Source organism: Serratia sp. AR11 (assembly GCF_056376275.1).
The window spans coordinates 5,393,995-5,418,335 of sequence record NZ_CM150739.1 but is presented as its reverse complement, the minus strand read 5'-3'; the positions used below and the strand labels follow the sequence as shown (position 1 = coordinate 5,418,335).

Sequence of the window (24,341 nt, the reverse complement as noted above, 5' to 3'; positions counted from 1 at the left end):
AAGCGTCTATGTATCACCTACGAGTACCGGTAACAGAACAAGAACTGAAGGATTATTACCAGTTCCGCTGGGAAATGCTGCGCAAGCCGCTGCACCAGCCGGTGGGGTCGGAAAAGGATGCCTATGACGCCATGGCGCATCACCAAATGGTGGTGGACGAGGGCGGGAAAATTGTCGCTATTGGGCGGCTGTATATTAATGCGGACAACGAGGCGGCGATTCGTTTTCTGGCGGTAGACCCGACGGTGCAGGACAAGGGCCTGGGTACGCTGGTGGCCATGACCCTGGAGTCCGTGGCACGCCAGGAAAGCGTAAAGCGGGTGGTGTGTAGCGCCCGTGAAGATGCGGTGGATTTCTTTGCCAAACTGGGCTTCGTCAATCAGGGTGAGATCACCGCGCCGCAGACCACGCCGATTCGTCACTTCCTGATGATCAAACCCGTGGCAACGCTGGACGACATTCTGCATCGCCCCGACTGGTGCGGACAGCTGCAGCAGGCCTGGTACGATCATATCCCGCTCAGTGAGAAAATGGGTGTGCGTATCAGCCAATACACGGGTCAACGCTTTGTCACCACCATGCCGGAGATCGGCAACCAGAACCCGCACCATACGCTGTTTGCCGGTAGCCTGTTCTCGCTGGCGACCTTGACCGCCTGGGGATTAATCTGGCTGTTGCTGCGTGAGCGCCATTTGGGCGGCACCATTATTCTGGCGGATGCCCATATCCGTTACAGCAAGCCGATCACCGGTCGGCCGCGGGCGGTGGCGGATCTCAGTTCGTTGAGCGGTGATTTGGCGCGTCTGGCGCGTGGCCGCCGTGCTCGAGTACAAGCGGAAGTCCACCTGTTCGGTGACGACGACAGAGGTGCGGTGTTTGAAGGGACTTATATGGTGCTGCCGGCCGAGCCGGAAGTGCCTCTGGACCAGGGGGGGTCAGAGGCGATAGTTTGATGCCCTGAGTCTTGCCAAGACTGACGGATGAGGATGAGAGTTACCCATTTTGCTATGAGGTCTAGTCCAAAAAGCAAAAGGGTAGCTCCCATGCGTTAGCTCAGCAACGCGACGGCGTGTTAACACCCGGGGTGCATATTATCTGCGCCCTTTATACGCCACACGCCCCATTCACCGGCCGCGCCAGGCACATCGCCCCGGGTCCACCAGCCGTTCTGCCACTCTTTGCCGTCATAGGCCACGGTACTGCAGAGCTTGTCATAGGCCTTGTTACTGTCCCATGGTGCTGCCGATGAGGCATCAGCCAGCGTAAAGCTCAGCGTTTCCTGTTTAATCGTCTCCCCTTTCTCATTACCGGCCTTATATCTTAATGAATACTTACCCGCGGTAACGCCGCTCAGTGGGATTTGCACGATGACGCTGTCGTTTTCAATTTTCTGTTTAACAACGCCTTTTTTATTACCTTGTCGATCCGTGACTTCGGCCTCCAGCGTTATGGTTCCTTCCGCCCGAACGCTAAAGCTCAGGATTGAACGCCCTTGTTGGATGATTTCCGTCCGCAAATTAGAAATGGCCAGGTCTTCATTCAGCGGGGTTTCATCCAGCATTTTTTCCGCCGCTTTCATTAAATCAGGCTGGGTACCAACCGGCTGATGGGTATCCACCAGCGGGGTGCCGGTTTCCGTCAGCAGCTTACGCAGCTGCCTTGGTGTGAGTAACCTGCCGTGTTGTTTCGCTATCCCCGACAGGCTGGCGGCGGCACCGGCGATAATGGGATTTGCCGCTGAAGTGCCTGAGTATGCTTGGGTATATTGCGCATTAGGTTCAGCCCATAGGTTGGCTTTATAGTCTACTGTGGTAGTGGCAATGTCCCAGCAACCCCAGCTTGCGCTATCGATGCGGGAACCATAAGTGCTGAATATGGCCTTTTTGCCATCGACTCCACATACGGCTCCGGCAATAATGGCGCCAGAATCCCTGACGCTACGATCAAATCGCCCCTGGAAAGCCGGGTGATCAAGATTTACGTTACCATTACCAGCGGCCATAATGACGTGAATTCCGCTGTCAGTAGCGGTCTTAATCGCATCAAACCAGGCCTGTTCAATTTCTACCGGCACAAAACAATTCCCAGACCAGCATGTAGAAGTTGGAATAAGAGATGTTACTCTTTGCTGACCAACCTGGACTACATCCCCTGCTTTTAGTAAGTTTATTCCGTTTACAAAATTAGAGACTTGCCAGGCTACATAGGCAAATTGAGCCTGATGGGCAATGCCCAATACGCCAAAGCCGTTGTCTTTTCCGGCCATGATGCCCAGAGACATCGTATCGTGATGACGGGAGGTGGCAACCTCTTTGCCGATTGAGAAAATGGCTCTTGGCAGGTCTATATGATCGTTATTCCAACGCCCTTTTTCGCTGGATATCACCGTGACTCCTTCACCTTTGGCACCAGGAAAAGACTTGTGTGCATTTAACGCATTGACGCCCCCCAGAGCATAACCGGCTCGTGGTTCATCAGGCGCTTTAAGATAATCTTGCATATCGACAAAGGAGGGAACGTGACGGGTGTTGCGCTCGGGTAATGAAGGTTTATTATCGTCTAATGAGAAATGGCGAAGCTCTCCAGATGCGGTGACGTATTCATCCATTGATGCTGGTTTGGCTGCAGGATAAATGACATCGATATCTTTATCATTTTCAAACATTCTTACGATGTTATTAATGTATTCGACATCATGAGTTTTTCCTTCTGGTATTTGCACTGCGTAATACTTGTTTAATCCATTTTTTCTACTGGCCTGGCTAATCGGCGAACCGCGTTGAGTTTCTTTAAATAATTTTTCAAAATTCATCTCCACTCCATCACTGCCGTACAAGGATAAACTTTGCCCACCATTCCTGCTCTGTATATTTTCGCCTATATTCTTCACCCCCTTATCGCTTAACTTCACCACCACCGAGCTATATTCAATATTTTCAGTGGCATAGAAGTCGGCCTTGGCCATGGCATTAACAGAATAGATGGCGAACAGGGTAAGGAGTAATGACTTTCTCATAATGGCCTCTAAATTGGTTTTTTCCGTATTAAAACCCCATTAGAATATCTATTTATAATAAAAACCTTTACCTCATTAAAAATAGATAATCCTTGAGAGGGATAAAATTCAATGAGAGTCAGGTATACGTTGAAAAAACGACCAACAAAATGGTCTGTTTATTAAAAACCATCAAAATTCATTATTTTTAATATAGGGCGGGTAACGGGAGAGCATAAGGTCATGGGCATAACATATATCTAAGAAAAGCCGTTTTAAGAGATATAAGGGGATTTGTGAGGGGCGGGGTTGTTAGTTTATTCGCGGTTCAGGTCATCATAGGGCGGCTTACCACGCTAAATCACGCGGGTAGGCCGCCCTTTGCATTAAGGCAGTTGTTGTTCCAGCGTTTGCCCGCCTTTGCTGGTGGCTTGCAACCGGCCCTGCAATGAAGCCTTAAAGGGTCCATCGCTGTTCAGTAGACCTTTCAACTGTAATTGCAGGTTACCGTCACCTTCCAATGGGACCTGCTGCCATCCCCATTGTTGCAGGGTGTTCACCGGTACCGAACGCCCATTGAGCGACAGCGTAAAGGGTTTACCCGGCAGTTGCTCAATGGTGGCTTTGGCTTCCAGTAATCCCTGCGGCATAAAGGCACTGAGATCGGTGACGTTGATCTGCCCATCATTGGCGTTCAGCGCCAACGATGGGCGGCGAACGTCTATCTTGTTGAAGGTGGCTTCGCTGCCGTTGAGGTTCAGCGTACCGGACCAGATGCCCCATTGGTGGTCGCGTGCCAGCAGCAGGTTACTGCCGTAGCCGTCCAGCGCGGTTACCTGGAACGGGAAGGCCGGATTGATATCGATGATCAGATTGCGGTTGGTGGTCAGCTTGTTGACGTATACCTCCGCCAACCAGTGTGGCAGCGTTTGTAGCCACAGTCCGCGCCAGTCACTGGGCAAGGTATACTCCAGCGCGGCGACCGCCACCTCGTCGAGTTGCAGGCGGTTATTGGCGCGCAGCCAGTTGCCGGAGGTGCGCAACAGCCCACCTTCCCAGCGGGTGGTGAACTGTTGAATGGCAATGCCGGCCGGCGAGAGGCGCATATTCATGATTGGATCAATCAGGTGGAAGCCGCCGTTGATCAAATCGCTGGCGTTGAAGTTCAGTGAACCGTCCGGACTGCTCCAGTCGCCCTGCTGGAAGGTGACGTTTTGCAGCGACAGATCGAGATCGTTGAATGCCCATTCTTTGCCTTCCAGCCGCGCATCGATCAGATCAAAACGTTTGAGTGTGATCGGCGGCAGGGCGGTAAAGCGCTGCCAGAACTGTTCCAGCGTCAGGGGTGTCTGCATACGCACGCCACTCAACCGCAGGCGCTCTACCTGCCAGCTGCCATCGGCGGCGCGGGTGGCTACGCCAGTCAAATCACCTTGCGCCAGGTCGGCACCGAAGTTGCTGAGCAGCAACTGGTTTTGTTTAAGCTCGCCCTGCACCAATACCTGTGAGGCGGGGATGCCGTTTAGCGTCATTGAACCGGCGCTGAACTGGAACTGATTGTTTTCACCCAATGGATGACTGGCTTTAGGTTGCCATGGCGTGATGCCGGCATTGACCTGTTGAGCACTAAGCTGCCAGGTTTCATCGTTGGCTTGCAGCGCCATATTGCTCAGCTGCAGTACATCGGCCCGAATCGGCAATACAGCATTTTGCTGAGGTAGCTTAAGCGTACCCTCTCGTAGCGTTACGCTATGGAAATAACGCGGCTCGGTAAGTTGGCGCAGGCTGAGGCCTAAATCCAGTCGCTTGGCGACCAGCGAGGGTGGCTGATTCTTTGTCGCTAATTGAACGTCTTCCAGGCTGATTTGACCCGGCTGGTCCCACGAGTGCGAGATCTTCGCTACCGACAGGCGATATTCACTGTTATCGCTGACCCAGCGGCTCAAGTAGCCCGCGGCCCAACGGGTTTGCCCAATGACGTACAACAGCGCAATGGCAAGCACTACCAGCAGCAGCAACGTCAGCAACAGTTTCCCGATAAATTTCATCGTCTACATCCGCGTCGGTCAAAAAAGATACCCTGTTTATGCCGCAATTGGCCGGGCATCTCAAGTGCAATGGTCTGATAGGCAATAAAAAAACGGCCGCGAGCGGCCGTTTAACCGTCAGCGTGGCCGATTATGGCTTTTCGTGTTCGTGTGGGAACACCAGGTTCAGCACGATAGCAGTGATACCCCCGGCAGCAATGCCTGAGGAGAGCAGGGTTTTCAGCCAGTCCGGCGCGAACTGCAGGATCAGCGGCTGCTGGGAAACGCCCATACCCACCGCCAGAGACAGCGCCATGATCATGATTGCGCGGCGATTCAGTCGTTCGCGAGACACGATACGCACGCCAGATGCGGCGATGGTGCCGAACATCACCAGGGTTGCACCGCCCAGGACCGGCTCGGGAATATGTTGCACGAAACCGGCCACCGCCGGGAATAGCCCCAGTACGATCAGCATCAGCGCCACCACGAAACCGACATAGCGGCTGGCAACACCGGTCAGTTGGATCACGCCATTGTTCTGACCAAAGCAGGAGTTGGGGAAGGTGTTGAATACTGCCGACAACATCGAGTTCAGGCCGTTAGCCAACACGCCGCCCTTCAGGCGCTTCATATACAGCGGACCGCTGACCGGCTGTTCCGACACGTCCGAGGTGGCGGTGATATCGCCGATGGTTTCCAGTGAGGTGACCATAAAGATCAACATCAGAGGTAACAGCAGGTTCCAGTCAAAGCCCAGACCGTAATAGAGCGGCGTTGGGATGACTATGGCTGCCGTCTCGGGAGCCGGTTGGCTTTGCGGCAACATATCCATGGCCCAGGCCAGCAGATAGCCGACCGCCATGGCAATCACCAGTGAGGCAACGCGCAGGTAGGGGTTGCGCTGACGGTTAAGCAGAATGATGACCAATAATACCGCACCGGCCAGCAGCAGGTTTTTAGGGGCGCCGAAGCTGCCCCCGTTCATCGCGGCATAACCGCCACCGATGGAGGTCAGCCCGACCTGGATCAGTGATAAACCGATAATCATCACCACAATGCCGGAGACCAGCGGGGTGATAATACGGCGTGCCAGGTGAAGGACGCGCGACAACAGGATTTCGGTGCAGGAGGCGACCATTAGCGTGCCAAACAGCGCTGCCATCATGGTGGGAACATCGGCACCGCCGTTTTTCAGCGCCAGACCGCCCATAATCAGCGGCGAGACAAAGTTAAAGCTGGTGCCCTGAATGGACAGCAGGCCAGAACCGACCGGTCCCCAGGTTTTAATTTGCAGGATCGAGGCCAGACCGGAGGCAAACAGCGACATGCTGATAATGTGCTGAGTATCTTGTGCCGGTAACCCTAACGCCTGACAAATCAACAGCGCCGGGGTGATCACCGCAACAAACATTGCCAACAGGTGCTGACCGGCGGCAAACAGCGTTTGCGGCAGAGGTGGGCGGTCTTCCAGGCGATAAATCAGCTCACTGTTACGAGGTGTGGCAGAGGTTTTTTGCGCGGCATCGAGCTCGGCGGATGGCATGGTCATGGTGTGGCATTTCCAGAAACGGCAAAGCAGGCATTTTAATGATTTGACCCACAAAAGCAAACGGTTGCGCGTTAAAGTTATGTTAGCTTTATCGCCGGTTATGTCGCATTTTCGTTCATTTTTTCTTGTGTTATCAGCGTTTTTTACTTCTAATCCCGCACTCATCAAGTTTTAAAAACTAAGCGGTTTTCTATAACTTATTATTTCTTAATTGGATCTTTCCCCTTACATGGAGTACCTGGATGTTTCATCTTGATACTTATGGCACGTTAGTCGCGGCAACATTGGTTTTGCTCCTCGGGGGCAAATGTGTCACCAGCATTCCCCTGTTGAGAAAATACACTATCCCCGCCCCTGTCGCCGGTGGTTTGCTGGTGGCGCTTCTGTTGTTAGCCCTGAAAAAGCTGGTTAACTGGGAAATCAGCTTCGATATGTCGCTAAAAGACCCGTTGATGCTGGCCTTCTTCGCCACCATCGGTCTGAATGCCAACCTGGCGCGATTGCGTGCGGGCGGCAAGGCATTAATGGTGTTCCTGTTTGTGGTGCTGGGCCTGCTGCTGGTGCAGAACGCCATCGGCATCGGCATGGCAAAAATGCTGGGTCTGGATCCGCTGATGGGTCTGATTGCCGGCTCCATCACCTTGTCCGGTGGCCATGGCACCGGGGCGGCCTGGAGCAAGCTGTTTATCGAACGCTACGGGTTTGAAAACGCCACGGAAGTGGCGATGGCCTGTGCCACCTTCGGGCTGGTACTGGGTGGCCTGATCGGCGGCCCGGTTGCGCGTTATCTGGTGAAGCACTCGTCCACGCCGGAAGGCACGCCGGATGACAGCGTCCAGCCAAGCGGTTTTGAAAAGCCGGAGAGCGGTCGTTTGATCACCTCGCTGGTCATGATTGAAACCATCGCCATGATCGCCATCTGTCTGAGTCTGGGGCAGCTTATCGCCGGCCTGTTGAATGGTACGGTGTTTGAACTGCCAAACTTCGTCTGCGTGCTGTTTGTTGGCGTCATCCTCAGCAACACCCTGGCCTTTACCGGCTTTTATACCGTGTTTGAACGCGCGGTATCGGTGCTGGGTAACGTCAGCCTGTCGCTGTTCCTGGCCATGGCATTGATGAGCCTGCGGCTATGGGAGCTGGCTTCGTTGGCGCTGCCGATGTTGGCGATCCTGGCGGTGCAAACGCTGGTGATGGCGCTGTACGCGATTTTCGTCACCTACCGGGTGATGGGCAAAAACTACGATGCGGCGGTTCTGGCTGCTGGCCACTGTGGCTTCGGCATGGGTGCGACGCCAACGGCGATCGCCAATATGCAGGCGATTACCGATCGCTTCGGCCCATCGCACCTGGCGTTTCTGGTGGTGCCGATGGTGGGGGCGTTCTTTATTGATATCGCCAACGCGATTGTGATTAAGCTGTATCTGCTGTTGCCGGTGTTCCCGGCGATAGGTTGATTAGCAGATTGCAATAAACCAGAAGGGCGCCGATTGGCGCCCTTTGTTTTGGCAGGGAATTAGGCGTTTGAGTAACGCGCCTTTTCCGGTAACCAGCGTTCAATCAGGGCGTGGGCATGTTGCGGATATTGCTGATGGATATGACGAGCGACGCGTTGTACTTCCGGGATCATCGCCTGATCGCGTAGTAAATCGGCTACCTTAAACTCGGTGCTGCCGGTTTGGCGTGTGCCAAGCAGCTCCCCGGGGCCACGGATCTCCAGATCCTGCTGGGCAATGACGAAGCCGTCATTGCTGTCACGCAGCACCTGCAGCCGCTTCTGTGCGGTTTTGCTCAGTGGCGTTTTGTACAGCAACACGCAATGTGACGCCACGGCACCACGGCCCACGCGGCCACGCAGCTGATGCAACTGTGCCAACCCTAACCGCTCCGGGTTTTCGATGATCATCAGGCTGGCATTTGGCACGTCGACACCGACCTCGATCACCGTTGTCGCCACCAACAGCTGGAGCTCGCCTTGTTTAAAGGCCTGCATCACCGCCTGCTTCTCTTGCGCTTTCATTCGGCCATGTATCAACGCGACTTTCAGCTCCGGCAGCGCGGTTTTCAGCTCTTCCCAGGTGGCTTCTGCGGCCTGGGCTTCGAGTAGTTCAGACTCTTCGATCAGCGTACAAACCCAATAAGCTTGCCGGCCTTCTTCCAGACAAGCGCTTTTCACCCGCTGGATTATATCGGCGCGCCGGGTATCGGGTATCGCGACGGTAGTGACCGGCGTTCTGCCCGGGGGCAGCTCGTCGATCACCGAGGTGTCGAGATCGGCATAGGCGGTCATTGCCAGCGTGCGTGGGATGGGGGTGGCGGTCATGATCAACTGATGGGCATGGAAGCCTTGCTCCTCCCCCTTTTCCCATAGAGCCAGTCGCTGGTGGACGCCAAAACGGTGCTGTTCGTCGATGATCACCAGTGCCAGGCCGGAAAATTTCACCTGTTCCTGGAAGATGGCGTGCGTGCCGACCACCATCGACACCTGACCACTGGCAATAGCCTCTTGCTGTGCGATACGCGCCTTGCCTTTTTGCTTGCCGGCCAGCCAGCCAACTTCTAATCCCAGCGGTTCAAACCACTGGCGGAAATTGTTGGCATGCTGTTCGGCCAGCAGTTCCGTAGGCGCCATTAATGCCACCTGCTTGCCGTGGGCGATAGCGCGTAGCGCGGCCAGTGCAGCCACCAGCGTTTTACCGGAGCCGACGTCGCCCTGTACCAGGCGCATCATCGGGAAGCCTTTTTGCATATCGGCTTCAATATCTGCCACCACGCGGTCTTGGGCGCCGGTCGGTGTAAAGGGTAACTGGGCGAGAAATTGTGTTTTAAGCCGATCATCCGGCATCAGAGGCAGCGCCTGATAGCTCTGAGCGCGGGCGCGTACCGCCAGCATACTGAGGTTATGCGCCAGCAGCTCTTCCATGATCAGTCGTTTTTGCGCCGGGTGTTTGCCCTGTTCCAAATCAACCAGCTGGATATCCGGCGGCGGGCGGTGCAGGGTATGCAATGCCTGTGGCAGACTCATCAAACCACCGCTCAGTTCCGACGGCAGCAGCTCGGTGATGGCGCAGGTATCCAACAGTTCCAGAGCCTGATCGGTCAGTTTGCGCAGCGTAGCCTGCCGGATACCTTCAGTCGTTGGGTAGACCGGGGTCAGTGATTCTTGCAGCTCAACCTCGCTGCTTTCTCCCTGAATGCGGTATTCCGGGTGAATAATTTCTGCGCCGTGATTGCCGCGTTTGACTTCACCATAGGCGGTTACGCGACGGCCGGTTGCCAGGCTGTTTTTCATCGCCGCATTGAAGTTGAAGAAGCGCATGGTGAGCAGGCCGGTACCGTCACTGATCTGGCAGGTCAGCATACGTCGACGGCCAAAACTGATGTCCGTACGCAGTACTTCACCTTCCACCGTGGCAAAAATGCCCGGCTGCAGGTCGTTTATTGGATAGAGACGGGTGCGGTCTTCGTAGCGCAGTGGCAGGTGCAGCAGCAAATCCTGAATGGTTTCCAGGCCAATTTTAGCCAGTTTCCCCGCCTGGCTGGCACCCACGCCGGAAAGTGTGGTGAGTGGGACAGCATCCAGCAGGCGGCCTTTCATTTGCGTACCGTCGCTTGCATGGCTGCCCACCATTCGGCATCGGCGACCACCTGGCCCTGTTCATCAATGTGCGGACGCGGCAGTCTTTTGCGTTTGGCCACGTTTGCCAGCACCGGATAACCACCTTCAAACAGCAGGCGCTGTTGTTCTTCCTGGTCGAGCATGCTGTGCTCACGGCGATACAGACCGGCATTTTGCCGCTGGCGTTGTGCTTCGTACAGGATCAATGCTGAGGCGACCGACACGTTGAGTGACTGCACCATACCGATCATTGGAATGATGATGTCCTGATCGGCAAGCCGCAGGGCTTCTTCGGTAATACCGGTTTTTTCCTGGCCCAGCAGCACGCAGGTCGGGCGGGTGTAATCCACCTCGCGGAAGTCTACTGCGCGGGCGGAGAGATTGGTTGCCAGGATCTGCATACCCTGATCTTTCAAATGGGTCACGGCGTCGACGATGGTGGGATGGGTTTTGACATTCACCCAACTGTTGCTGCCGGCGGCGGAGGAAACCAGGGTTCGCATGCGTGGGGTTGGCCACACGGCATGCACCTGATGCACGCCGACGGCGTCGGCGGTGCGGATAATGGCGGAGACGTTATGCGGTTTGTGAACCTGTTCCAGGCAGACGGTTAAATCCGGCTGCCGGGTGGCCAGCATTTCACAAATCCGCGCATAGCGTTCAGGGCTCATAAGCGCTAATTTCGGTTACGGTTAACTTTAATCACATCCGGCATGATACGGATTTTACGCATAATATTTGCCAGATGGATGCGATCGCGGGTGGTCAAACGGATAAATGCACTATAAACCCGGCCGTCTTTTTCTTCGGTATTCAGGCTTTGAATATTGGACTCAGCCGCATTGATGGCTGCCGTCAGGTTGGCCAGTGCCCCCTGATGATTAAACATGTCCACTTTGATCTCGGCGATGAATTCCTGCTCGATGTCTTGATCCCACTCTACCGCCATGAACTTTTCAGGTTCTTTCTGGTAGCCGCGGATATTTCGGCAGGACTCATGGTGGATCACCAGGCCTTTGCCTGGGCTGACGTGGGCGATGATCGGATCGCCTGGAATAGGTCGGCAGCATTTAGCGAAGGTGATCAGCACGCCGTCTGAGCCCTTGATCGCCAGATTACGAACCCCAGAGGAGGCCCCCAGATTAGACTGGTCACCCTGCAGGTTTTTCGCTACCACCACGCTCATGGCATTGCCCAAGCCGATTTCAGCCAACAGGTCGTCCAGCGTCGCCAGTTTCATGCGATCCAACTCGTGTTGGATATTTTCTGCCGGAACCTCTGCCAGTTTGCGACTGCCGCCCAATGCATGATTTAACAAGCGGCGGCCGAGGCCGACTGAATCATCGCGTTTGAGGTTTTTCAGCATCTGGCGGATTTTTGCGCGCGCTTTTGAGCTGACGACAAAGTTCAGCCAGGCGGCGTTAGGCCGCGCACCAGGAGCCGTGATGATTTCGACCGTTTGCCCGCTGGTCAAGGACTGTGACAGCGGGTATGGCTGGCGATCAACACGTGCGCCAACGCAGGCATGGCCGATATCGGTGTGCACCGCGTAGGCGAAGTCGACCGGCGTTGCGCCCGCAGGCAATTCAACAATGCGGCCTTCCGGGGTGAAAACGTAAATCTCATCCGGGAACAGATCGGATTTTACGCTCTCGATAAATTCAAACGAACTGCCGGCGCTTTGTTGCAGCTCCAGCAAGCTCTGCATCCAGCGCTGAGCGCGGATTTGTGCGGTGGTGCCGGTTTCGCCCTGTTCTTTTTCTTTATAAGCCCAGTGCGCGGCGACCCCCATTTCGGCCATCTGATCCATATCTTCGGTACGGATCTGCACTTCAACCGGTACGCCATGTGGGCCGATCAGTGAGGTGTGCAGCGATTGATAGCCGTTGGCCTTGGGAATGGCGATATAGTCTTTGACCCTGCCCGGACGCGGTTTGTACAGGCTGTGAGCCTGGCCCAGCACGCGGTAGCAGGTGTCGACTTCCTTCACGATCACCCGGAACGCGTAGATATCCATAATCGAATGGAAACGCTGTTCTTTCAGGTGCATCTTGAGGTAGATGGAATACAGATGTTTTTCCCGTCCGCTGACGCGGCAGGGAATGCCGGCCTCGGTCAGTCGCCCTTCGATCTCGGAGAGAATCTTCTGGATCATCTCTTTACGGTTACCGCGTGCGGCTTTCACCACTTCTTTGATTACGCGATAACGGTTCGGGTACAACGCCTCAAAACCCAGCTCTTCCAGCTCGGTTTTCAGGTGGTGAATACCCAGGCGATGGGCCAGGGGGCTGTAGATTTCCAGGGTTTCACGTGCAATACGCCGCCGTTTGTCAGGACGCAGCGAACCGAGAGTGCGCATGTTGTGCGTACGGTCGGCCAGCTTGATCAGCACGACGCGGATATCCTGCACCATCGCCATGATCATCTTGCGGAAGTTTTCCGCCTGAGCTTCTTTTTTATCCTGGAACTTCAGCTTGTCGAGCTTGGATACGCCTTCAACCAGTTCGGCAACGCTTTTGCCGAATAGCTGTTCCATATCCTGGTAGGTGGCCGGGGTATCTTCGATGACGTCGTGCAGCAGGGCTGCCATCAGCGTCTCATGATCGAGACGCATTTCCGCCAGAATGCAGGCCACGGCAACCGGGTGAGTAATGTAGGGCTCACCGCTGGAGCGTGTCTGTCCCTCGTGAGCATCACGTGCAACGAGGTATGCCTGTTTGAGGCGCTTAATCTGCTCCTCAGGCAGGTAACGTTGAATCAGCAGATTCAGGCTTTCAAACAGGTACAAAGGCAGACTCGCAGTCTAATTAACGACGACCTTCAGCAATGGCGGTAACCGCTTGAATCTCTGCGGCTTCCTGCTCTTGCTGCTCCTGACGATCACGAACATCGAGGATTTGGCTGGTGATCAGGCCTTCTTCGATTTCGCGCAGCGCGATAACGGTGTACTTGTCGTTTTCTTCCGGAACAAGTGCATCTTTACCGCCAGTCTGGATTTGACGTGCCCGACGAGCAGCGACCAACACCAGGTCAAAACGGTTACCAATTTTCTCTACAGCGTCTTGAACAGTTACGCGTGCCATATTTGTGCTACTCCACAGGTGACGAAAAGACTGGGCATAATACTGAAACTGTCTTCAGTCTGCCAATAGTTTGCTGATTAAAGCGTCATGCCGCAGTAATTGGCGGCCTAAACGCAGGCGTTCGGCGCGAATAATGGTTTTCAGATCGGACAGGGCCAGATCGAAATCATCGTTCACGATTAAATAATCATACTCCGCGTAGTGTGCCATTTCGGCCACGGCCTGAGCCATGCGTTTGGCGATCACCTCATCCGAGTCTTGCCCGCGGCCACGCAGGCGACGGCCAAGTTCGTCCTTCGACGGCGGCAAAATAAAGATGCTGCGCGCCTGTGGCATTTTGGCGCGAATTTGCTGTGCGCCCTGCCAGTCGATATCCAGGAAAACGTCTACGCCGGTCGACAACACTTGCTCAATAGCGGCACGTGAGGTCCCGTAATAGTTGCCGAACACTTCCGCGTGCTCAAGAAACGCATCCTGCTCAATCATTTGGCAGAATTCATCTTTTGAGACGAAGAAATAATGATCGCCGTGCTGTTCACCCGGGCGACTGTCGCGCGTGGTGTGCGAAACCGAAACCTGCGTGTCGTACAGCGGTTGCGTCTTTAACAAAGCCTGAATCAGACTTGATTTCCCTGCGCCACTGGGGGCAGAGACAATATAAAGCGTGCCTTGAGCCATGATGATGTTCGTTGATAGCGGTTGATATGCCAATAACAGCGGATGTGTATTTTCTCCGCACAGTATACACGGCTAACGAGCCGGATGCAGCGTTAGCTCGCATTTTGCCCGCCGCTTTGTGCTGAAAAAACCTCAAACTGGCGGGTTTGCGCAGCGTATCGCTAAGTTTTGGCGGTTTTCTGCAACGCGATCTGCTTTTCTGGAGCCGTTTTGCATAACGACTCATTGGCCATTGCCGTGCCTTCACTTCCCGGATTTACTGCCGGTTATCAGGGAGGTGCTCAATGCATAAGGGTGTTATGGGGATCGGGATGATCCTGCTGGGTTGTTTGGCGTTTAGTGGGTCGCTATGGGCGGAGACTTGCCCGACATGGCGACCTGAGCGGCTGCAACTGGAGATAACCACGTTAAAAAACCAGCTTGAGCGCTGGGATGTGGCTTATTACCAACAGGGAAACAGTTTAGTTGAGGATGAAGTGTACGACAGCCTGCGGAAAAAGCTGCGGCTGTGGCTAGGTTGCGCCGGGCTGGCACCGGCAGATGAACCTGTTCCGCTTTTACCGGCGGGTAAGGTGCCGCACCCGGTTGCGCATACCGGATTGCGTAAATTGCCGGATACGGCTGCTGTGGCTCAATGGCTACATGGCCGTAGCGATCTTTGGGTGCAACCCAAGGTGGACGGCGTGGCCATTACGCTGGTTTATCGTGACGGAGAACTGGTGGCGGCCATCAGTCGGGGAAATGGGCTAAAGGGGGAGAATTGGCTGGAAAAAGTACGTGCGATACCGGCAGTACCCGCCAGTATCAAGGGGTCTCCACAGACGCTGACTCTACAAGGTGAGCTGTTCCTGATGGTGAACGGTCATCAACAGAAAATCAGCGGAGGCATCAATGCCCGGGCGAGGGTTGCCGGTGCATTAATGAAAAAGCAGCTTTCGCCGCTATTGCAACAGATTGGCCTGTTTGTCTGGGCTTGGCCGGACGGTCCGCAGGCCATGCCGCAGCGTTTGCAGCAGCTTGCCGCAATGGGATTCCCCCTGGCCCAGGCTTACTCGCAACCGGTGAAATCATTGGCGGAAGTGCAGCAATGGCGGGAGCACTGGTACCAGGCGGCCTTGCCTTTTGTTACCGATGGTGTGGTGATTCATCAGGCGCGTTCACCGCAGGGACGGTATTGGCAAGCGAAGCCCGGCGATTGGGCCGTGGCCTGGAAATATCCGCCTGTGCAGCAGGTTACGCAGGTCAATGGGGTCGATTTCAATGTGGGCCGTACCGGGAAAATTGCCGTGGTACTGAGGCTGGAGCCTGTCAGACTGGACGACAAATGGGTGGCACGGGTTAATCTCGGTTCGCTGTCACGTTGGCGACAGTGGGCGGTTGCGCCGGGAGATCAAGTGTCTATCAGCCTGAAGGGGCACGGTATTCCACATCTGAATGAAGTGGTCTGGCGGGTAAAAGAAAGGTCAGTACCCAGTGCGCCATCCGCAGAAGATTATCATCAGTTGAGTTGCTTTAGCTGGCGGCCGGATTGTCGTCAGCAATTTCTTGCCCGGCTGGCATGGCTAAGTGGCCGACAGGGGTTAAATCTGCACGGCGTCAGTGAATCCACCTGGCAGGCATTAATCGATCAGGGGTTGGTACGGCATCTGTTGGACTGGCTGATGCTGACGCCGGAACAGTTGATGTCTGCCCCTGGTATTGGTGATAAGCGAGGGCAGAGTATTTACCGGCAATTTCAGTTGGCACGGCAGCAGCCATTCGCCCGCTGGTTAATTGCTTTAGGTGCGCCGCTGTCCCCACAGCAAGCGGTGACGTTGAAAAACTGGCATCAGGCCCAGCAATTGCCAACCGAGGCGTGGCGGACAATGGCCGGTATTGGTACCAAAAGGGCGCGGCAGGTTGTCGATTTTCTTCAACACCCGCCACTGCTGGCCCTGGTCAGCACGCTGGCATCCCAGCAAATAACCGGTTTTGCCCCTGAGGCGGATCCTGTTAATGATCCGGGTGCTGGTAATTAAATACCGGCAGGCCCAGACGAAAGCGCAGGGCGAGCAAGCGGGCGCTGAGGCCGACGACCAGCGTGATGATCACCACCATGTTATGCGGCAGGCTGAAGTGTTGCAGGCCGATATACAACCAGGCGGCGCCAAAGGAGATACCGGCATAGATTTCCTTCTGGAAAACCAGCGGAATGCGGTTGCAGAGCATATCGCGCAGTACGCCGCCGAACACGCCAGTGATCACGGCGGCAATCGCAGCGATGATGGCGCCATGGCCCATATCCAGCGCGACCTGCGCACCGATGATTGAAAACACAATCAGGCCAACGGCATCCAATACCAGGAACAGGCGGCGCAGGTGACGCATCAGGGGGGCCAGCCAGGTAGTGACAATCGCCGCAATGGCGACGATAACGATATATTCAGGATGTTTGACCCACCCCAATGGAAAATGCCCGAGCAGCATATCGCGCACTGAACCGCCACCGATCGCGGTGGCCGAAGCGATAATAATTACGCCAAACATATCCATCTGGCGACGGCCTGCGGCCAGTGCGCCGGTCATGGCTTCGGCAGTGATGCCAATGATATAAAGAATGCTCAGTAACATAAGGTATTCACAGGGTGGGCGGGAATGGGTGTAATGGTGGAAGGGTAATCGCCGACGGGATATATCGCTACTGAGTTTTTCTAACCGGTGACGCTTCGGATTACTTTAATTAATCCATTGGTGGTTTTTTTAACTTGTTTATTGCCTTTTCTAGTCTTTTGTTGCTAATCGATGCATTAGAAATTCAGTGTTAGTTTCTATGGCTGACTATATTTATTGCAGTAGGTCTGAGGCGGCTGGTCGACAACGAATAATGGCATTCACTAAGGAACATAAAGATAAATGAAAAATACTCTCCTGCTGGCGACGGCTTTAACCGCTGCCTTGCTGACTAGCGGTTGTGTTGCTCCGGTTCCAAACACCGCGAAGCAAAAGACGGCGACTTGCTCCGTAGGCGATCCCATGACGCAAACCACGCTGTATTTTGGTCTGAATCGCCCGACGGGACCGGTGATTAGCGCAGCAGAATGGCAGAGTTTTGTGGATCGGCAAGTGACGCCGCGCTTTAAAGATGGGCTGTCGGTATTTGATGCCAAAGGGCAGTGGCTGGGTAATGACGGCAAGCTGGCACGTGAGAACAGCAAAGCGCTGATGCTGATCCATGCACCGGGCAAGGAAAGTGAAACCAATATCGAGGCGCTGCGTAGCAGTTATAAGCAACAGTTTGCCCAGGATTCTGTGATGCGGGTTGATGCTCCTGTCTGTGTCGCGTTCTGAGGAAGTCCCGGCCCGCAGGCCGGGATATGAGTTTGGCTTACAGCACCAACCCGGCGATTGCCGCCGACAGCAGGCTAACCAGCGTTGAGCCGTAGACCAGCTTCAGGCCAAAACGAGAAACCACGTTGCCCTGTCGTTCGTTAAGCCCTTTGATTGCCCCGGCCACGATGCCGATAGAGGCAAAGTTGGCGAAGGACACCAGGAATACCGACAGGATGCCCAGGCCGCGTGGTGTTAGCTCCGCCGCGATTTTCTTCAATTCAATCATTGCCACAAATTCATTGGCTACCAGCTTGGTCGCCATAATGCTGCCGGCTCGCAGCGCATCCGGTGCCGGGATGCCGATTAACCAGGCCAACGGATAGAATACGTAGCCCAGGATCTGCTGGAAGCTGATACCGAACACGGCGGAGAACAGGGCGTTTACCGCAGAAATCAGCGCAATAAAGCCGATCAGCATGGCAGCGATAATCATCGCAATTTTGAAGCCCGCCAAAATGTACTCCCCCAGCATTTCAAAGAAGCTCTGATCTTCATGCAGCTTGCTCAGCTTCAGCTCTGGTTCATCGTCCAACTGATAGGGGTTGATGATCGACAAAATGATAAAGGTGCTGAACATATTCAGGATCAACGCAGCGACTACGTATTGCGCATCGATCATCGACATATAGGCGCCAACGATGGACATGGAGACTGTCGACATGGCGGTTGCCGCCATGGTGTACATGCGGCGCGGAGAGATATCACCAATGATGCCCTTGTAGGCGATGAAGTTTTCCGATTGTCCGAGCACCAGCGTGCTGACGGCGTTGAACGACTCCAGCTTGCCCATGCCGTTAACTTTGGAAAGCAGGGTACCGACCACACGGATAACCAGCGGCAGAATGCGGAAATGCTGCAAAATACCGATTAGCGCGGAAATAAAGATAATCGGGCACAAAACCCCAAGGAAGATGAACGCCAACCCGTCTTTGCTCATGCCGCCAAACACAAAGTCGGAGCCTTGCGCAGCGTATGTCAGCAGCGTTTCAAAGAAGCCGGCGACGTGCCTGATGACGCTAAGACCACTTTCTGAATGCAGGAAGAAATAGGCGAGTGCGCCTTCAATGACCAAAAGTTGCATAATATAACGCAGGCGGATTTTTTTGCGGTCGTTGCTGACCAGCAGCGCCAGGGCGATGATCACCACCAGGGCAAAAATAAATTGCAGAATTTGCGGCATAAAGGGTCCGTACGGCTTGCGGGCATGAAAAAACACATTTAGCCACAGCTTGGCCCACCTTTCATTACCTTAGGTGATAATTGGAATAAAATACTATCAGTCAGCGAGATAAGTTACCCATTGGCATCCGTGCCTGCTCGGTCGCAGTTTTTCATAAACCCACGCCGTTCCGTATCCGATGTGATTTTTGCGTTATGGCGCGCAAAGGTTCTCCTCTTCGATGGTTGTTGCATAACGGCTTGGAACCCAATGCGCAGAATGCACAACGGGTTGCGCTAATAGATTGGTTTATTGAGGAGTAACCAGGAAGATACTCTGACATTTTGTCGTAGAAGATCAGTGATTTTTTCTCAGGATGAGGATACAGATGATGAACACCAGCACCTTATTGCGGGCTTTGGCAAATGGCGTTAATCCCGATACCGGCGAGTTATTGAAACCGGCCTCAATGGCCAGTTCGCCGGAAGCGATACGCCTTTTGTTCGCTCTGGCCGAGGAGTTTCAGAGTGAAACTGAACGCCAGAAAAAGACCAAGCTAACGCCGGAGGAACGGCGACAGAAGAATATTTTTGAGGGGCGGCCGGCAAAATCTTATTTCCCGTGGGATGAAGAAGAGAAGCAGCGGTTGCAGGAAAGCCACGCAGCCGGCATGACGCTGGAGATAATGAGCAGCGAATTTGAACGCTCAACCTGGGGCATTGCCGTTCAACTGCAGAAAATGGGATTGATTACCGAAGAGCAGGCTGCTGGTTTACCCAGAGCATAGCCGTAAAAAAGCCCGCTGACGCGGGCTTGAACGAATGCAGGGACATATTACTCGATGTTCTGAATCTGCTCACGCATCTGCTCGATCAACACTTTCAGCTCGATGGCGGAGGTGGTGACTTCGGCATTGATCGACTTGGATGCCAGGGTGTTGGATTCGCGGTTGAACTCCTGCATCATAAAGTCGAGGCGACGGCCCACGGCTTCTTTTTTCTTCAGGATGTTGTGCGTTTCTTTTACGTGCGCTTCCAGGCGATCCAGCTCTTCGGCGACGTCAACACGCTGCGCCATCAACACCAGTTCCTGTTCCAGACGGGTATTTTCAAGCTGTACCTGAGCTTCTTCCAGCTTACTGACCAGACGTTCACGCTGCCATTGCAGAATGTTTGGCATCTGGGCACGTACCTTGATCACTTCGGCACTAACGCCGTCCAGACGCTGTTCAATCAGCGCTTTCAGTGCGGTACCTTCGCTTTCGCGAGCAATAATGAAGTCATCCAGTGCGCCGTCCAGCGCCTGCATGAGCTGTGCGCTGATAGCGTCCAGATCCTGCTCCTGGGCAGACATCACGCCTGGCCAACGCAGTACGTCGATAGGATCAATTTCACCTTCGTCGCTCTGCATTTTTACCCAGTTGGCGGCTTCAACCAGCTGTTTGGCCAGTTTTTCGTTCAGGATCATTGAGCTTTGTGCGCTCGGATCCAGTTCGAAGCGCAGGTTGCACTCCACTTTGCCACGGGTCAGGCGGCCACGAATACGTTCGCGGATCACCGGCTCCAGGCTGCGGAACTGCTCCGGCAGGCGGATGTAGGTTTCTAGATAGCGTTGGTTCACGGAACGCAGCTCCCAAGCTGCGCTGCCCCATTCACCCTTGATTTCACGCCGGGCGTAGGCTGTCATGCTGCGGATCATTGATGCGTACCCGTAATAGGAAAAGATGAAGCGATTATAGCGTTGGAGATGCGGGCAGGATAGGCATTACGTCACTAAGCCCGTATAATGCGCAGCCAATCGTTGATTAGAAGCCGGAGAGAGCCCATGCGTCCTGCAGGCAGAGCACCACAACAAGTTCGCCCACTGACACTGACCCGTCACTACACCAAACATGCAGAAGGCTCAGTGCTGGTTGAGTTTGGCGATACCAAGGTTTTGTGCACCGCCACGGTAGAAGAGGGCGTTCCGCGCTTCCTGAAAGGTCAGGGCCAGGGTTGGATCACCGCTGAATACGGCATGCTGCCGCGTTCTACCCACAGCCGTAACGCCCGCGAAGCCGCAAAAGGCAAGCAGGGTGGCCGTACGCTGGAAATTCAGCGTCTGATCGCCCGTTCACTGCGTGCAGCGGTAGATCTGAAAAAGCTTGGTGAGTTCACCATCACGCTCGACTGTGACGTATTGCAGGCCGATGGTGGCACCCGTACCGCGTCTATTTCCGGTGCCTGTGTTGCGTTGGCCGATGCGTTGAATGCGCTGGTGGCTAACGGCAAGCTGAAAGCCAACCCGATGAAAGGGCTGGTCGCTGCAGTTTCCGTCGGCATTGTTAACGGCGAAGCGCTGTGTGATTTGGAGTACGTCGAAGACTCTGCAGCAGAAACCGATATGAATGTGGTGATGATGGAAGATGGCCGCATGATCGAGGTGCAGGGCACCGCCGAGGGCGAGCCGTTCAGCCACGATGAGCTATTGGCGCTGTTGGCGCTGGCCCGAGGGGGCATCGATACCATCTTCCAGGCGCAGAAAGCGGCGCTGGCAGACTAATTATTAAGGCGACTCAAGGGTCGCCTTTTTTACGCCCGGCGATCGGGCGGCAGTATTAACAGATCTAACGACCAGACGAGGAGAAGCAGTAATGAAAGCCTATCAGCGCCAGTTTATCGAGTTCGCGCTTAACAAGCAGGTATTGAAATTCGGCGAGTTCACCCTGAAATCCGGCCGGACCAGCCCGTATTTCTTTAATGCCGGCCTGTTTAATACCGGGCGTGATCTCGCGCTGTTAGGGCGCTTCTATGCCGAAGCGCTGGTGGATTCCGGTATTGAGTTCGACCTGCTGTTTGGCCCGGCCTACAAAGGCATTCCGATCGCGACCACCACTGCGGTTGCATTGGCAGAACATCATGAGCGTGATGTGCCGTACTGCTTTAACCGTAAAGAAGCCAAAACCCATGGCGAAGGGGGCACTCTGGTAGGCAGCCCGCTGCAGGGCCGTGTAATGCTGGTGGATGACGTCATCACTGCCGGTACGGCGATCCGTGAATCGATGGAAATCATTGGCGCTGGTGGTGCCACCCTGGCTGGGGTATTGATTTCTCTCGATCGCCAGGAGCGCGGCCGCGCGGATATTTCTGCCATTCAGGAAGTTGAGCGTGACTATCACTGCAAGGTCATTTCCATCGTGACGCTGAAGGATTTGATTGTTTATCTGGAAGAAAAACCGGAAATGGCGGATCACCTGGCGGCAGTTCGTGCTTATCGCGAGCAGTACGGGGTTTAACGCGGAGTCTACTATGCCGGGCGCAACCAAACGCGCCCGGCATAGGGTTTATTGCAGTTGTGCCGCCAACAGTGGCCAGCGGCCATCGAATTCTTGCGTTGGGCGGTAGCGGAATTCGGAGCGTACGTAGCGTGACAGCATGCCTTCACAAAACGCCAGTAACTGGCTGGCCAGCAGCGTTTCATCCACGATAAAGCCTTTGCCTTCCCGCAGTTTGCGTTCTTTCAACACCTGGCGCAGCTGCGCCTCGATGCGTTCAAACAGCTGGTTGATTCGCCCCTGTAGCCGATCCTGCTCAAACATTAGTGCGTGGCCGGTCATGATACGCGTCAGGCCCGGGTTGCGTTCGGCAAACCCCAGCACCAGTAGCAGAATCAAACGCAGGCGGTTAAAGGTTTCTTTCTCATCCTGCAGGATCAGGTTGATGCGCGTGATCAGGCTGTCTTCAATGAACTCGATCAGACTGTCGAACATCCGTGTCTTACTGGGGAAGTGCCGGTACAGTGCAGCTTCGGAGACTCCGACGTTAGCGGCAAGCTTAGCGGTGGTAATACGCTGGCTGCCGTCGCTGGATTCCAGCATTTGGGCTAACGCCTGCAGTATTTCTTCGCGCCGGTTCCTTTTGATTTTTTCTTTTTCTGCCATGTCTGATTAGACCCTTGCTAAAACTGCTTAGACTTTCGAAAACCCGGGCATCGGCCGCTGCAGAGATTATCTCTGTGCGGCTTATGTGATGGCTTTTTTTACGATGCTGGGGTCAGCGGCCTTAACGACCTGTATTCTCCGCGCGTCCTGGTCTGCGCTGAAATCGTAGCCGGGCAAACCTTGCCGCAGAGCTGTCCTTCTCTCCGGTGTGGCAAGATTTCAGGTGACGCTTCCCTGTCGGCAATCGGATATCGCTTAGTGGCGGCCGGAGTGGCCAAAACCACCGGCACCACGTTCGCTGCTGTCGAATTCTTCAACCAGATTGAACTCAGCTTGTACCACCGGCACAAATACCATCTGCGCGATACGTTCGCCGGGTTCAATAGTGAAGGATTTTTGACCGCGGTTCCAGACGGAAACCATCAGTTGACCCTGATAATCGGAATCGATCAGGCCGACCAGGTTGCCCAGCACCACACCGTGTTTATGGCCCAGACCGGAACGTGGCAAGATCACTGCCGCAAGATCGGTATCGGCGATGTGAATAGCCAGGCCGGTAGGCAGCAGCTGGGTTTCACCCGGTGCCAGTTCAACGGCGCTGTCCAGGCAGGCGCGCAGATCCAGGCCTGCAGAGCCAGGGGTGGCGTAGGTCGGTAATGGGAAATCCTTGCCAATACGCGGGTCCAGGATTTTAACGTCGATTTTTTTCATCATAACGGCTGACTATCTCGTCTATTAAACGTTGGCCAAGGAGTGCCTTGTCGCTCAGCGCCAGGCGCTTTTCTCCATCCTGCCAAAAAAGGTGCAAGGCATTGGTGTCACTGTTAAACCCATGCTCTGCAAGCGATACATCATTAGCGCAAATTAAATCCAGTTTCTTACGCGCCAGTTTTTGTCGCGCGTATTCTTCCACATTTTGGGTTTCGGCGGCAAACCCCACGACAAAGGGGCGCTTTTTCGTCATTGCGGCAACGCCGGCGACGATGTCGGGGTTTTTTACCATTTTGAGGATGATTTCATCACCCTGTTTTTTTATTTTTTCATCGGAAATCTGTTCCGCACGGTAATCGGCTACTGCGGCGCAGGAAATAAAAATATCTTGCGCTGCGGCGCGCTGCTGTACCGCCTGCTCCATTTCCAACGCGCTGACGACGTCAACCCGGGTGACCCAGGGAGGGGTTGGCAGATTGACCGGCCCGGCTATCAACGTGACCTGTGCACCCCTGGCAGCGGCGGCGCGGGCGATGGCAAAACCCATCTTGCCGGAACTGTGATTGCTGATGAAACGTACCGGATCCAAGGCTTCGCGCGTCGGGCCGGCGGTGAGCATAATCTTTAAATGTTGCAGATCTTGTGGTGCAGAGAAATGGCTGTTCGCCAGTTCGACAATTTCCAGCGGATCGAGCATGCGACCTGGGCCGACGTCACCGCAGGCCTGGCTGCCGCTGTCTGGCCCCCACAGCAGCATGCCGCGCGCCTGCAGAGTTTGCAGGTTGGCTTGGGTGGCGACGGCACGATACATCTGCTGGTTCATGGCGGGGGCTGCGGCAATGGGTGCCGCGGTGGCCAGGCAAACCGTGGTCAGTAGATCGTTGGCCATGCCGGCGGCGACGCGCGCCAGCAGATCGGCGGTGGCCGGAGCCAGGATCACCAGATCTGCCCATTTACCGAGCTCGATATGGCCCATGGCCGCTTCGGCGGCGGGATCCAGCAGATCGTCTGAGACCGGATGGCCGGAAACGGCCTGCAGCGTCAGCGGCGTGATAAAGGCTTTCGCCGCGCTGGTCATTATCACACGCACTTCGGCGCCTCTGTCACGCAGGCGGCGTACCAGTTCTGGGCATTTGTATGCGGCGATGCCGCCACTGATGCCAAGCACAATATGTTTGCCGGAAAGTCCCGTCATCATGATTGTCCGATTGAATCCGAAAGATGTGCCATTT

21 protein-coding genes are annotated in these 24,341 nt (G+C 54.8%); 7 read left to right on the top strand and 14 right to left on the bottom strand.

The window, feature by feature from the left end; genetic code table 11:
- Window positions 1-8 precede the first annotated feature (8 nt).
- The gene (fabY, locus tag ACSOSI_RS25550; protein WP_017894465.1) at window positions 9-953 is read left to right on the top strand and encodes a fatty acid biosynthesis protein FabY; all 945 of its coding nucleotides are present in this window, start codon (window positions 9-11) and stop codon (window positions 951-953) included.
- Window positions 954-1,072: 119 nt separating this feature from the next.
- Here the strand turns inward: fabY and ACSOSI_RS25545 are convergent, their stop codons facing one another.
- From ACSOSI_RS25545 to ACSOSI_RS25535, 3 genes are all read right to left on the bottom strand, one after another.
- Entirely contained in the window at window positions 1,073-3,016 is a 1,944-nt protein-coding gene (locus ACSOSI_RS25545) for a S8 family peptidase (RefSeq protein WP_476706346.1), read from the bottom strand.
- Between the two features lie 365 nt (window positions 3,017-3,381).
- Window positions 3,382-5,043, bottom strand: a complete 1,662-nt coding sequence (locus tag ACSOSI_RS25540; RefSeq protein WP_476706345.1) for an AsmA family protein — start codon at window positions 5,041-5,043, stop codon at window positions 3,382-3,384.
- Window positions 5,044-5,173: 130 nt separating this feature from the next.
- Window positions 5,174-6,574, bottom strand: a complete 1,401-nt coding sequence (locus ACSOSI_RS25535; RefSeq protein ID WP_476706344.1) for a nucleobase:cation symporter-2 family protein — start codon at window positions 6,572-6,574, stop codon at window positions 5,174-5,176.
- A 242-nt stretch (window positions 6,575-6,816) separates the two neighbouring features.
- On the opposite strand from ACSOSI_RS25535, the gene gltS reads away from it, so the two are divergent.
- The gene (gene gltS, locus ACSOSI_RS25530) at window positions 6,817-8,028 is read left to right on the top strand and encodes a sodium/glutamate symporter (RefSeq protein ID WP_017894460.1); all 1,212 of its coding nucleotides are present in this window, start codon (window positions 6,817-6,819) and stop codon (window positions 8,026-8,028) included.
- Between the two features lie 59 nt (window positions 8,029-8,087).
- Here gltS and recG read toward each other — a convergent pair whose 3' ends face one another.
- The 5 genes from recG to gmk are packed head-to-tail and all read right to left on the bottom strand — an operon-like array spanning window position 8,088 to window position 13,951.
- On the bottom strand, window positions 8,088-10,169 hold the full coding sequence (gene recG / locus ACSOSI_RS25525; protein WP_476706343.1) for an ATP-dependent DNA helicase RecG: 2,082 nt from the start codon (window positions 10,167-10,169) through the stop codon (window positions 8,088-8,090).
- The gene (gene trmH / locus ACSOSI_RS25520; protein ID WP_012147538.1) at window positions 10,166-10,861 is read right to left on the bottom strand and encodes a tRNA (guanosine(18)-2'-O)-methyltransferase TrmH; all 696 of its coding nucleotides are present in this window, start codon (window positions 10,859-10,861) and stop codon (window positions 10,166-10,168) included. The genes recG and trmH overlap by 4 nt, the downstream gene beginning before the upstream one ends.
- A 5-nt stretch (window positions 10,862-10,866) precedes the next feature.
- On the bottom strand, window positions 10,867-12,978 hold the full coding sequence (gene spoT, locus ACSOSI_RS25515; RefSeq protein ID WP_012147537.1) for a bifunctional GTP diphosphokinase/guanosine-3',5'-bis pyrophosphate 3'-pyrophosphohydrolase: 2,112 nt from the start codon (window positions 12,976-12,978) through the stop codon (window positions 10,867-10,869).
- 19 nt (window positions 12,979-12,997) lie between these two features.
- Window positions 12,998-13,273 (bottom strand): DNA-directed RNA polymerase subunit omega, encoded by a 276-nt coding sequence (gene rpoZ, locus ACSOSI_RS25510; protein ID WP_004953385.1) that lies wholly within the window; start codon window positions 13,271-13,273, stop codon window positions 12,998-13,000.
- Window positions 13,274-13,327: 54 nt separating this feature from the next.
- Complete coding sequence (gene gmk / locus ACSOSI_RS25505) at window positions 13,328-13,951, bottom strand: guanylate kinase (protein WP_012147536.1); 624 nt, start codon at window positions 13,949-13,951, stop codon at window positions 13,328-13,330.
- A gap of 284 nt (window positions 13,952-14,235) precedes the next feature.
- Here gmk and ligB point away from each other — a divergent pair, with 284 nt between their 5' ends.
- A complete protein-coding gene (gene ligB / locus ACSOSI_RS25500; RefSeq protein ID WP_476706342.1) occupies window positions 14,236-15,969 on the top strand; it encodes an NAD-dependent DNA ligase LigB in 1,734 nt (577 codons plus the stop codon).
- On the opposite strand, the gene ACSOSI_RS25495 is transcribed toward ligB, so the two are convergent.
- Window positions 15,944-16,561: a trimeric intracellular cation channel family protein gene (locus ACSOSI_RS25495; protein WP_017894457.1), complete on the bottom strand. Its 618-nt coding sequence runs from the start codon at window positions 16,559-16,561 to the stop codon at window positions 15,944-15,946. The two genes, ligB and ACSOSI_RS25495, sit on opposite strands and share 26 nt — an antisense overlap.
- A 282-nt stretch (window positions 16,562-16,843) precedes the next feature.
- On the opposite strand from ACSOSI_RS25495, the gene ACSOSI_RS25490 reads away from it, so the two are divergent.
- Entirely contained in the window at window positions 16,844-17,278 is a 435-nt protein-coding gene (locus ACSOSI_RS25490; protein WP_476706341.1) for a DUF3574 domain-containing protein, read from the top strand.
- Window positions 17,279-17,315: 37 nt separating this feature from the next.
- On the opposite strand, the gene ACSOSI_RS25485 is transcribed toward ACSOSI_RS25490, so the two are convergent.
- Complete coding sequence (locus ACSOSI_RS25485) at window positions 17,316-18,500, bottom strand: NupC/NupG family nucleoside CNT transporter (RefSeq protein ID WP_476706340.1); 1,185 nt, start codon at window positions 18,498-18,500, stop codon at window positions 17,316-17,318.
- A gap of 370 nt (window positions 18,501-18,870) precedes the next feature.
- On the opposite strand from ACSOSI_RS25485, the gene ACSOSI_RS25480 reads away from it, so the two are divergent.
- Window positions 18,871-19,266, top strand: coding sequence for a hypothetical protein (locus tag ACSOSI_RS25480; RefSeq protein WP_026142598.1), 396 nt, complete (start codon window positions 18,871-18,873; stop codon window positions 19,264-19,266).
- 47 nt (window positions 19,267-19,313) lie between these two features.
- Here ACSOSI_RS25480 and ACSOSI_RS25475 read toward each other — a convergent pair whose 3' ends face one another.
- Window positions 19,314-20,177, bottom strand: a complete 864-nt coding sequence (locus tag ACSOSI_RS25475; protein ID WP_017894448.1) for a YicC/YloC family endoribonuclease — start codon at window positions 20,175-20,177, stop codon at window positions 19,314-19,316.
- A 126-nt stretch (window positions 20,178-20,303) separates the two neighbouring features.
- Between ACSOSI_RS25475 and rph the strand changes: the two genes are divergently transcribed.
- Window positions 20,304-21,020 (top strand): ribonuclease PH, encoded by a 717-nt coding sequence (gene rph / locus ACSOSI_RS25470; RefSeq protein WP_012147518.1) that lies wholly within the window; start codon window positions 20,304-20,306, stop codon window positions 21,018-21,020.
- 91 nt (window positions 21,021-21,111) lie between these two features.
- Window positions 21,112-21,753 carry an orotate phosphoribosyltransferase gene (gene pyrE / locus ACSOSI_RS25465; RefSeq protein ID WP_012147517.1) on the top strand — a complete coding sequence of 214 codons (642 nt, stop codon included), beginning with the start codon at window positions 21,112-21,114 and terminating at the stop codon, window positions 21,751-21,753.
- A 48-nt stretch (window positions 21,754-21,801) separates the two neighbouring features.
- On the opposite strand, the gene slmA is transcribed toward pyrE, so the two are convergent.
- The 3 genes from slmA to coaBC all read right to left on the bottom strand — a co-directional run bounded on the left by slmA (window position 21,802) and on the right by coaBC (window position 24,307).
- A complete protein-coding gene (gene slmA, locus ACSOSI_RS25460; RefSeq protein WP_012147516.1) occupies window positions 21,802-22,398 on the bottom strand; it encodes a nucleoid occlusion factor SlmA in 597 nt (198 codons plus the stop codon).
- Between the two features lie 255 nt (window positions 22,399-22,653).
- Window positions 22,654-23,112 (bottom strand): dUTP diphosphatase, encoded by a 459-nt coding sequence (gene dut, locus ACSOSI_RS25455; protein WP_012147515.1) that lies wholly within the window; start codon window positions 23,110-23,112, stop codon window positions 22,654-22,656.
- Entirely contained in the window at window positions 23,090-24,307 is a 1,218-nt protein-coding gene (coaBC, locus tag ACSOSI_RS25450) for a bifunctional phosphopantothenoylcysteine decarboxylase/phosphopantothenate--cysteine ligase CoaBC (RefSeq protein ID WP_012147514.1), read from the bottom strand. Before coaBC ends, dut begins: the two co-directional genes overlap by 23 nt.
- Between the last annotated feature and the right edge of the window lie 34 nt (window positions 24,308-24,341).